The organism is Olivibacter sp. SA151 (assembly GCF_054130995.1).
Genome location: NZ_CP096391.1, coordinates 5101528 through 5119301 on the forward strand (window position 1 = coordinate 5101528; position 17774 = coordinate 5119301).

The 17774-nt window shown below is 44.1% G+C and carries 3 protein-coding genes; all 3 read right to left on the bottom strand.

Annotated elements, in window-relative coordinates; translation table 11 throughout:
- Positions 1-165 precede the first annotated feature (165 nt).
- The 3 genes from M1D52_RS20920 to M1D52_RS20930 all read right to left on the bottom strand — a co-directional run bounded on the left by M1D52_RS20920 (position 166) and on the right by M1D52_RS20930 (position 17665).
- Positions 166-2109 (bottom strand): OmpA family protein, encoded by a 1944-nt coding sequence (locus tag M1D52_RS20920; protein ID WP_437394569.1) that lies wholly within the window; start codon positions 2107-2109, stop codon positions 166-168.
- 36 nt (positions 2110-2145) lie between these two features.
- Positions 2146-3153, bottom strand: coding sequence for a PorP/SprF family type IX secretion system membrane protein (locus tag M1D52_RS20925; RefSeq protein WP_013665372.1), 1008 nt, complete (start codon positions 3151-3153; stop codon positions 2146-2148).
- Between the two features lie 115 nt (positions 3154-3268).
- Entirely contained in the window at positions 3269-17665 is a 14397-nt protein-coding gene (locus M1D52_RS20930) for an Ig-like domain-containing protein (RefSeq protein ID WP_457941586.1), read from the bottom strand.
- Between the last annotated feature and the right edge of the window lie 109 nt (positions 17666-17774).

The following is a 17774-nucleotide window of genomic DNA, read 5'->3' on the forward strand; positions in this document are numbered from 1 at the left end:
CCGGATCAGTAGTTTAACGAATAATAACTATATAATAATGCGTTGACTTATGTTGACGTAGTTTATCTGTTGTGACGGTTAAACGAATGAATAGATTCAGTATTTTTCACGATTCGATATACCCTGATGATGGACTTTATCGCTTTTGCTTGAACCATGTTATAATTAAAGCTCCAATACAGTAAATTCAGTTCTTCTATTCAGTTGATGTTCTGCTTCTGAGCACTTGATGCCGTTAGCACAACGGTTTAATAACTTACTTTCACCGTATCCTTTAGCAATCATCCTATCTCTCGCAATTCCTCTGCTGACTAAATAGTCAACTGCAGCCTGTGCGCGTTTTTGAGAAAGCGTCATATTGTATTTATCCCTTCCTCTGCTATCTGTGTGGGATGAGAGCTCTATTTTTAGGGTCGGATTGTCTTTCATGATTTTTACGAGTCCGTCCAAAATAACCGCGGCATCTTTACGGATATTAAATTTATCAAAATCATAATAGATATTATCCAACCGGAAAGTCTTCCCTTGTTTTAACTGATCTAGGTATAAAGCAACTCTCACCGTATCGCCCGGATTTAATCCATTGGTATTAGTAAATGCCGAATCGGCAATGTAGCCAACTTTTTCGCCTAATACTTGATAAGCCTGCTCTACATCCACTTCAAATTCAAATCGACCTGCCGATTCGCTCGTTTTCTTAGCCAATAAGGTACCTTGTTCATCAAGCAAACTAACGTTTGCGTCAGCTAAAGGTTCTTCGGTCTCCTTGTCGTAAGTTACCCCGGCAAGCAGCACCGTAAATTTCGGTTTTAAATAAGTAAAAGAATATATATCATCACTGCCCAAGCCTCCTTTTCTATTTGAAGACATAAAACCCGCCTCGGTGAGATTGGTAATATCGTTAACCGTGTAGGCAAAATCATCAGCAGGAGAATTAACAGGAAAACGCATATTAACCGCCTTAGACCAAGTTTCTTTAGCTCCCATTGCGGTAAAAACATCTAGATTCCCCATACCTGGCCAACCATTACTTGAGAAATACAGAACACCTTCCTTTGTTATACTGGGAAACATCTCGTCTCCGGCACTGTTGATCATCGGACCGGCATTCTTAGGTTCGCCCCACTCACCATTCAATAAGCGCTCACTATACCATATATCGGTTCCACCTTGTCCTCCCGGCATATCCGAGACGAAATATAATGTTTCACCGTCTTGGCTCAAGGCAGCGTGGCCTACTGAATATTCATTCACTCGATTGTAAGCAAAAGGGGTTTCGTTCCAAGTACCGTTATCATTTGTATAAATATATAATTCCAAATTTTTGGTACGGTATCTTTTTCTATCTTCTTTCTCCTTTTGCACCTCTTTTCCGGGATGAGTACGCGTTACATAAAGTGTCGTTCCTTCTTTATTAGACGCCACGGGCCCCACATGATAAGGTTCATTGTTAAATGACGCCTCTGCAATGTTTGATTCCTTCAGGATGTTTCCTTCGTTATGCTTCGCGCTATAAACTCTTAAAAAAGGATTACCCGTCCATCCGTAAACATTCTTGAACATAATAGCATCAGGTTCCCCAACATAATAAACTTTATCTCCAACGGTATATCCTCCAAATTCTGCCAAGGCTGTGTTTACAGAAGACTCGTTTCTTAACTTATGCGTAGTCGGTTGCTGCATCCAAACAATGGCAGAATCGCATCCCCTTATTTGTAAATCAATTTCATTCGTGCTGCCAGCTTTATCTGCATAGTCCTGAAAAGCCCTTTTTGCTTCGGCATATTTTGCATTGGCCTTTAGTACTTCAGCATATCGCAGTTTGTTAATCGGATTGCTTGTGCTATCTTCCAACACACGAACGTACCAATTCTCAGCCATTCCGTAATTATTCATCTTCCTATAGCAATCCGCCAAATTTTCCAAATCGCTTTGCCTCGGTTTTTTACTATCGACCAAGCGTTCATATAATTGAGCGGCCTTCGCGAATTGGTATTCATTATACAGTTGATTTGCCCGATCGCGCAGCGTAGGTTGTTCTTGTGCTTGTACCCCCGATCCTAAAAGGATGAGCACTAATAAATAGGGATATATGTATAATTTCTTCATTGGATTCTGCATTAGCTGATTAATTCGTTACCTGGCCTAAAAGAATCGTGGACTTATGAGTCTATAACCGCTTTGAGGAAAGGTTAAACCAATAGTGACCTCATGCGTTCCGTTTTGAACAGAGCTCAAACGGCTTAATATATGGTCGTATGAATAACCAATTCGCAAACGTTCGGTGACGTAAAATTGCGCCACACCTGTAATTGCATTAGAGCTTCTCAGATTCTGCTGTCCGTTGGCGTATGATTTACCCATTTTTAATCCCATTCGATATCCCGCTCCTAACCACACTCGTTCCCCAAAGATAAACATGGCATTCAAATCAACATTTGTAGGTCCCTTAAAATCCTCCATAACCATTACACTTGGTCGAAGTTTCATATCTTCTGATAGATCAAACAGGGCCCCTCCTATCAAATACATATGACGCTTACGCTTTAAATTGGAAGTAGCATTCGCGTCCCAACGGAAAATATTATTGGATTGATCACCTGAAAGTAAGTCCATCATAGAAACACCTAAGTACCAACGAGGATTATAATAGTAAACGCCAAAACGTATGTCCGGAATCGTGTTACTGATTTTTCCCGGTGGAATTGTTGGATCGCCCGGATAGGTTGTTCTCAGTTCATTTCCATCCAGTCCGTATTGGGTAATACCTGCCCCGATTCCAAAACTTAGCCTTTGGGTATCTTCAGCATCTAAGCGCAAACGATAAGCATAATTGGCATAGACGGAAGTAGCACTTTGTGCCCCCAATTTATCTGCAGTAACCTGCAAACCTACCCCTGTATTCTTATTCATCCCCAACACGCCGTCTATTGATGCCTGTCCCGTTTTTGGCGCGCCGTCAATACCAGTCCACTGACTACGCAAAGCCATTTGCGCAAACCATTCCTCTTTGTAACCTGCATAAGCTGGGTTTACACTCAGTGAGTTAAAAATGTATTGCGTGAATTGGATATTTTGCTGCGCTTTGACCTCTCCCAAACCGAGTGCCAATGTCAGTACGATGACTAATCTCTTTATATTATGCTTATCCATAGCGTTTTATTTTCATTCGAGTCCTTTGCCTTATGAAGCAATGTGGTTTGTAAGGCCTTGTCCAAAAAGTTTTCCTGTTTCTTTTTGGACAATCCCTACAACCTATGTCCAATATCTACTGTCTCTTTAATAATACCCAACCTTTTTGCGTTTCCACTTTATCTTCCTTAATCAGTTTGATCAAGTAATAGTAAGTACCTTCATTCAGGTTCTGACCATCCCAATTATTATTGTAATTTGGATTATTATATACTTCATTGCCCCAACGATTGAACACATAGAGTTCAACCCGATCATAGCCTTCTATTCCCATAATCTCAAACTGGTCATTCTTACCATCACCATTCGGTGTAAAGGCATTCGGTATGAACAATGGGTTCGGAATCACATTAACCATGACAGTGGCAGCATTACTTACATTGCCTTTTTCGTCTTTCACTGTATAAGTGAATCTATCCGTACCGACATAACCCTTATCCGATGTATACGTCACCGTTCCGTCTGCGTTTACTGCAACTTTACCGTTCTGAGGCGCATTCACAATTTCTACTGAGGCGACATTCAATGGCCATCTAGTAGCTCTATCATTTGCCAACACATTGATGGTAACCGGTGTTGCCGAGGTTGTTTCCGCTTCGTCATCCGCCGCTTCCGGTAATTGATAATCAACCGGTATTTCCGGTGTTTGATCCTCATCATCCGGATCTTGCGTAGCCGGTTTATCTGGACCCCAAACTTGGATACCATTGCTAATTACTGCCGGCGCTTCTGCATTAACCAATCCCGTTATCTTCATCGTAATCGTTCCACCTCTAGCTACTTTTGTATTAGCTATGACAGTAGCTGTATTTCCATTACCGCTTGCTGTACCATTACCTGAAGTCACTTCATACCCGGTGATGCTTAATCCTTCACTTGGTAGTTCAGCAATATTGATTACTTTACCACTCAAAATATCTGAAGGACCATTGTTCGTGATAGTTACGGTGAAGCTGGTAGACTCACCCGCTTGGACTCTCGCCTGATCCGCTACTTTTGTAATACTCAAGTTTGATAAATAATCAACTGGTATTTCCGGTGTGTCGTCTTCATCGTCCGGTTCTTCTGTTGTCGGTTTGTCCGGACCCCATACGCTGATACCATTGGTTATGGTTGCCGGAGCGTCCGCTGCTATCGTCGCAGTTACCTTGATGATAATGGTTCCGTTAACAGGAATTACTTTATTTGTAGTAACCGTTGCAGCCGTTGCATTTCCGCTAGCTGTTCCATTACCAGAGGTCACTTCGTAACCAGTGATGCTTACGCCACTTCCCGGTCTTTCAGTTAAGGTAATCACCTTACCGCTAGCGATTTCAGCAGGACCATTATTCGTGATTGTTACCGTAAAGCTGGTGCTTGTACCAGCCACCACCCTTGCTTGATCTGCAACTTTTGTTATGCTTAATTGCGCGTCACGATCAACAGGTATTTCCGGTGTATCATCTTCATCATCCGGATCCTCTGTTATAGGTTTATCCGGACCCCAAACGCTGATACCATTGGTTATGGTTGCCGGAGCGTCAACCGCTATTTGTGCAGTCACTTTCACCACGATGGTTCCATTAACCGGTATGTTTGCACTGGTTGTCACCGTAGGCGTATTACCCGTTCCATTGATGGTTCCGTTACCTGATGTCACTTCGTAACCGGTAATGCTTACACCATTTCCTGGCCGCTCTGTCAAGCTAATCACTTTTCCACTAGGAATAGCCGTCGGACCTTCATTGGTGATTGTCACAGTAAACGTAGTACTTTCGCCGGCTTTTACTCTCGCTTGATCGGCAACCTTGGTTATACTTAAGTTATAAGGTCTTACAAAGTTTACAACAACCGGGCTACCACTGATACCCATTCCATCTACCGTAGCTGCAATAGTCGCTTGACCAGCACTTGTACTGGTTATACGTACTACTGCTTTACCTGCCGCATCCGTGGTTACAGTCTGCTGGCTGGTAGTGCCGTCAACGTTCGTGATATCGAATACCACATCCTTGTTAGCAATTGGATTTTCAAAGGCATCCACAATGGTGGCTGTTGCTTCGTTATAGTCTACACCGTCCGCTACTGCTCCGTCCTTCGTTACTTCCAGCTTGCTCTTACCAGTGTCTGTCGGGTTCACTACAAAGTTCACAGTTACTGGACTACCATTGATCGCCGTGCCATTTACTGTCGCTGCTATCGTCGCCTGACCTACTTTTGTGCTGCTCACACGTACCACCGCTTTACCTGCCGCATCCGTGGTTACAGTCTGCTGGCTGGTAGTGCCGTCAACGTTCGTGATATCGAATACCACATCCTGGCCTGCGATCGGGTTATCGTTCGCATCCACTATCGTGGCCGTTGCTTCGTTATAGTCTACGCCGTCCGCTACCGCTCCGTCTTTCGTCACCTCCAGCCTGCTCTTGTCGTGATCAACAGGGCCCGCTACGAAGGTTACCGTTACCGGACTGCCGCTGATGGCCGTGCCGCCTACAGTAGCCGCGATCGTTGCCTCACCTGCTTTTGTGCTGCTCACACGTACCACCGCTTTACCTGCCGCATCCGTGGTTACAGTCTGCTGGCTGGTAGTGCCGTCAACGTTCGTGATATCGAATACCACATCCTGGCCTGCGATCGGGTTATCGTTCGCATCCACTATCGTGGCCGTTGCTTCGTTATAGTCTACGCCGTCCGCTACTGCTCCGTCCTTCGTTACCTCCAGCCTGCTCTTGTCGTGATCAACAGGACCCGCTACGAAGGTTACCGTTACCGGACTGCCGCTGATGGCCGTGCCGCCTACCGTTGCGGCAATAGTTGCCTCACCTGCTTTTGTGCTGGTCACACGGACTATCGCTTTACCTGTTGCATCCGTCGTTACCGTCTGCTGGCTGGTAGTGCCGTCAACGTTCATGATATCGAATACCACATCCTGGCCTGCGATCGGGTTGTCGTTCGCATCCACTATCGTGGCCGTTGCTTCGTTATAGTCTACCCCGTCCGCTACTGCTCCGTCTTTCGTCACCTCCAGCCTGCTCTTGTCGTGATCAACAGGGCCCGCTACGAAGGTTACGATCGCCGGACTTCCGACAGTAATTGCTGTGCCATCTACCGTAGCAGTCACACTTGCTTCTCCAGCTTTTATACTAGTTATTGTGGCAAGTGCTTTACCATTAGCATCGGTCGTAATCGTCGTATCTCTCGTTGTACCGTCCACATTCACAATAGTGAAGACTACATCCTTATTGGCTACCGGATTATCGAAGGCATCCAGTAAGGTTGCGGTCACTTCGTTATAGTCTACGCCGTCTGCAATTGCACCATCCTTCGTTACTGCAAGATTGCTCTTCGTAAAGTCTACTTCTTGAGCAGTAACTGTTAATGTAGCTTGTGCAGAAATCACATCACATCCTGTAGTTGAAGAAACAACTACACGATAAGTATATACTGTACCCGCAGGAACCAATGGAACCGTCAAGCTCAAGCTACTGTTTGTTTCACCCGGAAGCGCTGTCCAAGTAGTTCCTTCCAGTTGTTCCCATTGATAAGTCAAACCGGTTCCTGTAGCGACAACATTAAAGGTAGCCGTGCTTCCCGGCGCCAACGTTAAATTAGCGGGTTGTTCTGTTATTTCCGGCTTATCATTAATAACCAATTTAACCGGTATACGCTCACCGTAACAGATTTCACCACCGGTATTTGTACGGAAGGCTACTACTTCATAAATAACTTCGCCCGTTTTATCCGTCGGTGCTGTAGTTGTTACGGTCGCTCCTTCACCTATTAGATTACCTTCATCGTCAAACCAGCGCAATTGCGTATTTGGTGCTGCTGTAGCGGATAAGGTAATTTCATCACCCTGACAGTAGGCAGTACCATCAACCGGTTGGATATCGGTTGGTGCCGGTAATTCGAGATTTGCACCATGTATGCGCAGACCGTTTGCCAGTAAACCAACTGCTTCATATTGTTCAATACGAACACGGTCGAAATCAGCACCTGCAATAAATTTAAATTGTTGTATTGTTGTACTTCCAGGGAATAAGGTGATATCTAATATCGCTCCTGTTTGACTTCCATCATTATTATTAGTTGCACCGTTGTAAGTACCAATATTTAAGCCTCCTAAGATGCTTGCATCTAAGATTGAATTGTTTCCACTTAGCCATACGGAAACGGTATCACCTTGTTTACCCCCATTCGGGAAGATTAATTCTTGCCATACTTTACCCAATACATTGACTGTTCTCTGTAGCACAGCGTATGTCTCCGGATTGCCATCTACAGCATTGCCGGCATCGGAAACGCCACATAATAAGCATATACCATTGGTACCATTTGTTTGCGCATTTGCCTCCAAACAATCATCATTGATCACCTCGGTTACATTAACAGTGACCGTTACTTTTGGCGATTCACAAAGTGCCCCCACCTTGCTCCGAACAGATACCTCATATGTTTTAACGCCTACCGACAAGTCATTTGGCACCGTAAAGGTTGCTCCTATAAATTCGGCAGGTGTCCCGTTATTATCATATGTCCAGACAATCTCATAATCTGCAGGATCGCCTGTTTGTGTTTCGCCTAAAGCGGCGGTTATATCGATGCTTTGACCTACACTTACAGTCACCTCTGTTTGTACACGCGGTGCTTCAACAGTCGCATTTACATTGATAGTTACTGACACCGCAGCGGATGCATCGCCTTCGCATACATCATCTCCGGATACAGTCACATAGAACGTATTCACACCTGTTGCTAATGTAGTTGGCATAAAGCTAGCTCCTTCTACCGGTGTATCAGATAAGTCAGCCGTTGTATACCAACGGAATATTGGGTTGGTAACGGTCGTACTGCTGGCCGTGAAGGTTACCTCTTCACCTGCGCATAAATCAGTAGGATAGGTCGCTATATCTATATCTCCCGGAACTCCCTTACGGTTAATGGTAAAGGTTACAGAAGTTCTATCAGCCGCTGGTGTCTCGCAGTATTCATCGCTGCTTACACCCACAGTATACGTATAGGTACCAGGCGTTAAGACTAGTTCCAAAGTACCGTCTTCACCACCTGTAACAGCTGCTCCTGCACCATCATACCAATGGAATACCGGATTAGTTAACGTAATAACAGCATCAACCGTTGCAGCTAGCACCACATTTCCAGCGGGGTCTGTACAGATACCGGTGCTCGGCGTCTGGCCATTAATCGTTACCGTAATTGGTTCAGTGAACACTGGTTTCACACCGGCAGTAATTGTAGTACGTTCACCACTTATACAGCCTCCTGCATCCCGTGATTCTACCAGGTAGCTAACGCTCGCTGTAACATTGTGAATAACAACAGCGTTGGTAGTTGCATCATGACTAATTAGAGCCGGATCCGTTATCTCTACGCCATTCGCATCATAGAAATGGTAGGTAATGCTTGGCTGGCTATTTGTAAGCGTAAAGCTTGCATTTTCACCTTCGCAAACTAATAGATTAGTTGTATCAAATGTCGGTGCATCCAGTTCACTGCTCACGGTTACATCCACCGCTCTTCCTGATTCATTTTCACAATAACCATCTGCTGACATTGTTACATAGAAGGTGTATGGAGTTGCATTTATTGGTAAACCGGTTATTGTTAATACTCCCGTTGCCGCGTCTATCGCATAAGTGATGCCCGCTACAGTTCCGTTGACAATCTCAACCGATTTATCAGCCGTGCTGTACCATTTGAATATTGGGTTTGTTACATTAGCGTCACTCGCACTAGGAGTTAACACTACCGGCGATCCGAAACAATGCGCCCCCTCTCCGATTACATTGATATCAGTGTCAACTGCTTGTTTGTTGATAACAAAAGTTACTGATTTGCGATCAGCAGGTAAGCTTTCACATACATTATCCCCACTCACACCGACCTGATAGGTGTAAGTTCCGGCAGCTAATACACCTAAGTTTAAGGTACCATTCTCGCCACCACTTACGGCTGCCCCTGCTTCATTATACCAGTGGAACACGGGGTTAACAACGGTACTGGTTGCGCTTAACGACGCCGTCAATACGACTTCTTCATTTGGCTCCAAGCATAATGGCGCCGTAGGTTCAGCTCCATTTACCAATATGTTATTAATATCCGCTTCAACAGCTGTTGGTTTAATGGTAACTGTGATTGCTATTCTAGCGCCTACTTCGCAACCTTGGCGAACCGCCTGTACATAGAATGTGTGTTCGCCGGCAGCCAAACCATCAGGTAAAGCGAAACGGAAACCATCGGAAGTAGTCAATTCATTACCGCCTTCAGCAGCATCAAAGATTTTATAAACTGTACAATCATCAACTTTGTTCAATTCAATTGAATCGCCCAGGCATAATTTTAACTCACCATCCGGGTCCACTACAGGACTAATAGTTGGCTTTAAGTTGATATCGTAAATATTGGTTGTATTACCCAATACACTAGCTACACTTCCATAACTGATACGTACCCTATCAAAAGGTTCGTTGGTTGGCGCAACAATAATTGCTGCCCTTTGACTGCTGCCAAGTAAACCCAAGAGCTTAAGATTTAACAAACCGCTGTCCTCATCCAATGGCTCACCTACTGGTGTTTCACCTAGATAGCGTTGAATCGTATAGCCTTTCAAAAGCTCAAGTTGTAAGATCGGATCATTAGGCACTTCTGTAACGATGCGGATCGAATCGTTCAGCTGACTTTGTGTTTTGAACGCTACGGTTAAGAATGCTTCATTCAATACAGCTGCAGCTCTTGAAATCGTTGCAAACGAAGTTGTATCATTATCTACCGCATTCCAAGCATTGCTTACAGAAGAAGTCGCACTTAACGCTCCTAAGCCAATATCCCTCACTCCATGTAATACATCAATCACGTTCGCTTTAACACCAGGAACCACAGGTGCACAATTGTTTGTTGTGCTATTCTGCGTAACGTAAGCTCCGTACACTCTTGTATTCTGTGCAACACTTAATACGGCCGCTTGTATAACACGTACTCCTTTATAATTTTTAGGACCACTATTATCTGCTGGTACAAAAGTAAACTCAGCAACATTGTCGCCTACCAATAAATCTAGCAATCCGCCTTGTACATTTTGTGGTCTTCCTATTTCGTTTCCATCTGCATCTAAACCTACTACCGAAACACCCGATATAAGACCCACAGCACTCAGTTCTTTACCAAATTTCACGCTAACCGGTGTTCCAGCTTCTACTTCTTGCGCAAATAGCAAGTTTTGGCGAACGCTACCGATTCCGGCTACGCCCAATAATGTTCTTAGCGTAGCATGTGTTTGCGGGTTACCATCTACTGCATTAGTCGGGTTCTCTACATCTCCTGTAAGCACCGCACTCCAAGTTTGCGTATTGGCGTAAACCCGTTCTACCAATGGAGGACAAGCATTCTCATCGTATACGGTTATTACAACCGTTGCAGAAGCCGAGCAACCACCATTCGTTACAACAGCTGTATAGGTATATACACCCGGTGTACTAAATGTTGGATTTAAATTAGTAGTTACATTACCATCATTATCATACCATGTTGGTGTTAGACCAGTAGGATCTGTTGTCACACCAGGGATTTGAACAGCCTCTCCCACCTTAGCGGAAATAGCTGCATTTCCATTTATTGTAATCTCAGGAGTCGGATTCACCGTGATTACCAGGTCAGTAGAAGCAAGGCTTGTACAACCGGTGTTTGGATCAGTTACAATAACCGTGTAGGTGCCTGCCTCATTAACGGTGAGTGTTTGCTGCGTTGCACCTTGAATTTCAACACCATCCTTAAACCATTGGTTTCCAGCAGTAGCACTTGAAGTTAAAGTAACTTCAGTGCCGGAGCAGATAGCCGCGTCGCCGTCTAATTGAACAGTTGGTTGAGTAGGACGTGGATTCATTTGCACAGCAAAACTTGCAGACACTGAACTTTCACATCCACCCGCATTCAAAGCAATTACCGTATACTGGCCGGCAGTGCTCACTTCAAGGTTTGCACTGGTTTGCCCGGTAATTTCCACCCCATTGTTAAACCATTTATACGAATCGGCATTGCCACTGGCTACGAGGGTAGTGAAACCTCCTTCACAGAAAGGATTGGCTCCTGTAGCTGTGATGGTAGGTGTTTCAGGCATCGCCGACACCGTTACGCTAATCTGAGCTGGTGGATTATTAAAGCAGAATCCGTCACCTTCAACCACTACGTAATACGTGGTATTGACTTCGGGATTCACGGTAATAGATAAACCGGTTAACGGTGTACCGGAAAGATCCGCAGTGGTATACCATTTCACCGAACCGGCGCTAGGTGGCGTTGTTAAACCGGAGAATGCCGCGGTCAAGGTAATCTCTTCGCCGGCACATATCGGATTTTCAGCCCCGGCAAGTGTAATATTAGATGCATCAATTGGCGTACAATCCGTTGGCATACTATGCGTAGCCGTTTCTGATTTATCAGCCGTATTATCTTCGTTTCGATAAGTTGCTGTTACACTATTATCGATGGACGTAACAACCGTTGGGTCAATTGTATTGACACGTACCGTAAAGGTATATGTCAGGGTTTCTCCAACAGCAAGTGTCGGAATTGTTAATTCAAGATTATTTCCGTTTTGCGTAAAGTCGCCAGCACTTTCAAGCGCCGTATTTTGTGGAATTGCATCCACCAAATTAACATTGGTTAAGGCTTTATTACCATTATTGGTTACGGTAACCGTATAAGTGATCACATCATTCGATACAGCTTGTCCACTATTTGCGCCATCGCTCGTACCAGTCAGTGCTAAATCTAAATCGTGAAGAGGCGTTACATCCAACGGTGTGCCGGTTGTACCGGTAGTATCCGGTTCACTTGGTGTTGTATTATCAACTGGAGGGAAGCTTTCAATAGGTGTGGTCAGTTCATCACTTGCCACAGTCGCCAAGTTCCGGATTACATCGATACCGGTCAAATCTTCATTTACTTTAACCGTAAATATCTGCGGAGTGGAAGTCTGACCTGCCGCTAAACTAGGTATCGTAAATGTTACGGCATTGCCAGCAAAACTACCTCCTGAAACGTAGGTAAGTCCCGCAGGCAAGACATCGGAAATCACCACATTGGTTAGATCCTGATTTCCATTATTTCTTACATAGATTGCATACTCAACCGTCTCACCTCCGCGAACAGCCGTACTATCAGCACTACCGTTAACCTTATAAGCTTTCCAAGATACCAGGTTGTCGGCTGGAGCTACCGGAATAACCGTACCTGTACCACCTGTATCATTTGGTTCAGTCGGATTTGTATTATCTACCGGCGGGAAGCTTTCCGTAGGCGTACCAACCTCATTGCTTGTCACAGCGGCGACATTTCTAATCTCTGTAAGCCCGGTTAAATTAGCTTTCACCTTAACCGTAAATACCTGAGGGCTTGAAGTTTCACCAACAGCTAAAGTTGGTATCGTAAAGCTTACAGCGCTGTTCGCCGATGTCCCACCTGACACGTACTCAGTTCCGGTTGGAATAGGATCTGTAATATTTACGTTAGTCAGGGCTTGGTTACCCGTATTTCGTACATAAATGGTATATTCAATTTCTTCACCACCACTAACAGACGTGATAGAAGCATCGCCATTTACTTTATAAGCTTTCCAGGACACGAGAGATGAAATTTGATCTACAGGAATATTAGTTCCGGTAGGTCCGCTTGTATCCGGATCTGTAGGAGTAGCATTATTTGCAGGCGGATAAGTTGGTTTACCAGGGTCATTGGCATCCGTTTTTACAAAAGCCGTATTACTAATTTGAGTAACACCGGTTAGGTCGGCATTTACGGTCACCTTAAAGCTCAATGTAGTGGTAGCACCTGCTGCGACAGCCACATTCTCGAATGTAACAGCATTGCCAGCCAACACACCGCCCGATCCGTCGACATAGGTAGTATGGGCCGGTATTGTATCTGTTACAGACAATCCTGCCAGATCCACCGTACCCGTATTTCTAATATGGATCGTATAAGTTACTTCTTCACCTCCTTTTACTGAAGCAATAGAAGGATCGGCATTTACCGCATAGCTCTTCCAAGCTACGAAATCTGATACCCCGTCACAATCTTGCTGAATATAATAAAGCCTTACATTCGGAACCACGGTAACACCTACCAACGATCTTAAACGAATCGCCAGTTCATCTACTGCTACATCAGGTGACACACTGATTTCGGGACTAGCGCCGTTGTTGAATAATTGCAATAGGTTAACATTTCCGACAACCGCATTCTCTAAGGTTTCAACATACACTTCCTGTCCGTTGTTATATCCTACCACATCAATTCTTCCAAAGACACCGGCATCCAATGTTCCTGTGCCAACAGCCATTTTAATTTTGAAAATGCTGTTTGCTTCGATTTCTTTGTTGAATTGAACATTTTGTTGAATAGCTCCGGCAACGCTTAATGCACCTAGGCTAATCTCGGAATAGTCACCGTTATTATTATTGTCAAGTACACGATAAGGATTCTGTACTCCGTAATTTCCTATACCTGTTAGGCCAGCGGTTAAGCCTGAACCATCAAAAGAAGTAGTAAATGCTCCTGCACAACCTTCAAAGTCGGTTTCATAGCACATACCATAAACATTCATGCTGTTATTTTGTCCTAATAACAATGCATCAGTATGGTCTTCAATGCGAACACTTTGGTAGGCCGTGTTAGGTGTGATAGCTAAATAGTATCGCCCTGCATTATCCTGAACGACACGAATTTGTTTATTTGGGTTCATACCCGTTGTTGACCCTGTAAACGAATCTTCGCTCGATCCTGAAACTACAGTAGCTCCGCTCGCGTCTTTTACATAAACATGGAAGTAATGATTTCCAAGTACGACGTTATTCAGAATATCCGTCAACACTTTACCTACACTTCCGGCTAACAATGCGTCTAATAACCCACCTTCGGTATCAATGCGTATATACGACGTAGTACCTGCTGCAACCGGGGCAGCATAACCGAATTCTACATGACCTGAATATTTGGTTAAACCTGCGTCCGAACGAATCGTTGCATAACTATTATGATTTCCATCAAATAAGTTCTGCAAATCGTCGGTATGTTCAGCGCTTACCAAATCATCGGCGCAAACCGGGTTCCGATAAGGAGGTTCCAAGAAATCCGGGTCAGGACAATTTTCAGAGATTCGACTTACTCCATAAAATCTCAGAGGAGCGCTGGTATTTATACTTGCTACCGATTGCAAGCCAAATTGTACGCGGTCGTACACAACACCTGGTGCAATGGTCAATTGGATGATGCCACCCGTATTAAGCAGCCCTAAAAGGTCTAGATTATTGATCAGTGAGCTTTGAAGTGGTTGGTTATATACTTCATCATCTCCATTAAATAACTTAATTCGGTAAGATCCTGCCAAATCTACGTTTAAAATCCCTGGCTGATCTAATTGTACCCGTAATCTCAGTGAATCTGTTGCAGCTGATTTTGTTTTGAAGTAGATATTTTGATACACGGTAGCACCGACGCCTGCGACACCTAAATTGATGGTGGAGTAATTAGATGAGTTTTCATCGATTGCATATTGTGAATTGAAAACACCTCCTTTACTGATATCCAATAAATCTAAAGTAAGTCCCGAACCATCGAACGAAGTAAAGGTTGCTTGCTCGCAAGGATTGAACTCAGTTTCTCTGCACATGCTGTAGACGTTCATGGTAGCGGTGTTATTACCACCGATCAATGCGGCCAAACCATGCGTGATACGAACCGATTGATAAGGGACATCAGCCGTCACTGCTATGTAAAAACGACCATTAGCGTCTTTGACTACTTTTACCGCTTGATCGCTAAAGCCGTCGACGCTGGATGCGTTATATATCTGGTTACCGTTTGCGTCTTTCAGCATCACTTCAAAATAGTGATTGCCCAGTAATAAGCCACCAGCTAAATCGGCCAGGGCACCGCCTAAACTTCCTCCTAATAAGGAGTTCAACATATCATCTTCGAAATCGATACGGATATAGGATGTTTCTTTTGCGGGGATAGCATTCGGATAAGCCAGTTCAATGTGGCTGCTAAAGGCACCTAAGCCTAGCGCTGTACCTGTACCGGCATATAACGTAGCATACGTATCGTTTTTCCCATCGATCGTATTAAGAGGGAAGTTCGTGTTTTCGAAACTTGTTACCGTTGTTCCACAATCTTGGTTATTAAACGGCGGTGTCGTTACGGGTGGATCTTGTAATTCCGGATCCGGACAAGCTGCACTGAAACGCTCAATGCTGAATACCTGTAATGGATTATTAATGACGTTTGCACTCAACAAAGACTCAATACCTACCGCTACACGGTCGAAAGGTCTTCCGGGACCAAATGGTAAGGATAGTACTTGTCCGCCTTGTAATAAATCGAGCAAGTCAAGATCAGAGACCAGTCCATCTCTAAGTCGTTGCGAGAAGACTTCTTGGTCACCGTTAAAGGCTTTCACCACGATACTTCCCAATACCTCGGCAGATAAAGCAGAACCACCGTCCATTCTCAACTTTACGCGGAAGTGATCTGTTTCCGCCGATAACCCATGGAAATCGACATATTGATAAACGCTTGCTGCTATACCCGCAGCGCCAATACTAATAGAAGAAGCAGTATTTACATCACCGTCAATAGCGTTCTGTGCGTTGGTTACACCGGCATTTCCTACGCCTAGTAAATCAAGTGAAATCCCGTTAGAAGCAGTATAAGTAGCAAATGCCTGTTCACATGGCTCGAAACCGGTTGAGACACAAGCATGATAGACATTCATATTTCGCACCTCTCCGAGCCCAAGCAAGGCTCCGAGGCTTTCTATGATACGTATACTATTATAATCGCCATTTGGCGTAATTGCGATATAGTAGCGTCCGAACTTATCTTGAACAACTTTTACACGACCTTCAGTATTGTAAAAACCTGTATTGCTAGAGCCGCTTAAGACCGAAGCACCATTATTTTTAGCTTCTACCGTAAAATAATGACTTCCGAATAAAACATTATTAACTGCGCCACCTAACAATTGTCCAACACTACCATTCAATAATCCTCCGAGCACCTCATTATCAAAATCTATACGAATATAGCTGGTGGTACCTGCTGGTCTTATTTGACTAAATCCAAGCTCAATATGGCCACTATAAGAACCGATACCAGCGGCTGTACCTGAGCTTGCTTCTAAAGTACTGTAACTGTCGTTGTTGCCGTCAACGGCGTTATAAGGAAAATTAGCATATTCAGAAGAAATGAGATTGGTTGCGCAATCTTTCTGACTGAGCATATGATCCGTTGGATTTGGAGGAATAATCGGATTAGGGTCAGGACAAGTCAGTATACCACTATTCGCTCCACCATATCGTTCAACACTGTAGACTCTTAATGGCGAGCTGGCTAAACTTAATCCTACCGAAGTGTTCACCCCTATCGCTACCCGATCGAACGGTACACCCGGACCAAACGGCAAAGTTACAGTTTCGCCATTACGCAATAGACCTAATAAATCGACACCATTGATGAGTCCTCCTTGTAATTTCTTTGAAAAGACTTGTTGATTTCCGTTATATGCACGGATTTCAAAGCTACCTATTAAATTAAGGTCCAGTAAACTGCCGCCCCCGATTGAAAATTTGATTTTGAAGTAATCCTGTGGGGCCGATAAGCCATTAAAATAGAAAGTTTGGAATACAGAGCCCGCAACTTGCAAGGTGCCTGTACTGATTGTAGAATAGTTGTTAGGATCGCTATCAACTGCATTCTGTGGATTTTGGACGACATCCGTTAAGGCAACGTTTAGCCCCGTGCTTTTACCTACATCTGTGTAAGTTGCTAATCCACATGAAGTGCCAGATAGGGTAAAAGCATGGTGAACCCTCATTGATATGGTTGAAGCGACGTTTACCTCTGGAGGGAATGTCAATCTAATTCTTACGCCGTTATATGGAATAGTATTTTGAGGCGCAGCTATTGCTAAATATAGATCTCCATTATTGTCTCGCACAAAGGAAGTTTCTATATTAAGGCCTGCGATTCGAGTTCCCTCATCAGCGGTCGTTGAACCGTTATTCGCGTTCTGGTATAAATCAGCAATGATAATATCATTAGGAGCTCCTAACAATTGACCTAAGTTGAGACCAAGGCCCGACTCTGCTAGCTCGGAAACTTTAATGAACGAAATTGCATTTGCAGCTTGGGCGGTTGGATATTTCAACTGTAACCACCCATCTCCTCCAGCCAACAATACTGTTCTCTGGGATGTTATAGTTGCATAGGTGTCATCTGCTATTGCAGCATTACCCGCGTCCGTTACACCTCCACCATTAAATAACCCAATTTGGATTCGTCCGGAGTTAGGTGTCCAAGTCGCATAAGATTTCGTTTGCCCATATCCCTTTCCGGTCATACCAAATACGGCAAAGAATACCGCTAGGACAGTAAATACAAAGTGGGAAAAAGATTTTCTGAACGTAAAAGTTGTTTCCATACAACAGCTGTTAAGTAGAATGTCTATTTTTGAAGAATAATCCAAATTCAGCTATCACTCCGCATTAAAATAAAAGCATATTAAAAAGGCAACTATAGTTTCCCTCCAT

Bases quoted from the DNA above. Each gene is read 5' to 3' on its own strand.
- M1D52_RS20920 (WP_437394569.1), bottom strand. From the start codon at position 2,109: ATGAAGAAATTATACATATATCCCTATTTATTAGTGCTCATCCTTTTA.
- M1D52_RS20930 (WP_457941586.1), bottom strand. From the start codon at position 17,665: ATGGAAACAACTTTTACGTTCAGAAAATCTTTTTCCCACTTTGTATTT.
- M1D52_RS20925 (WP_013665372.1), bottom strand. From the start codon at position 3,153: ATGGATAAGCATAATATAAAGAGATTAGTCATCGTACTGACATTGGCA.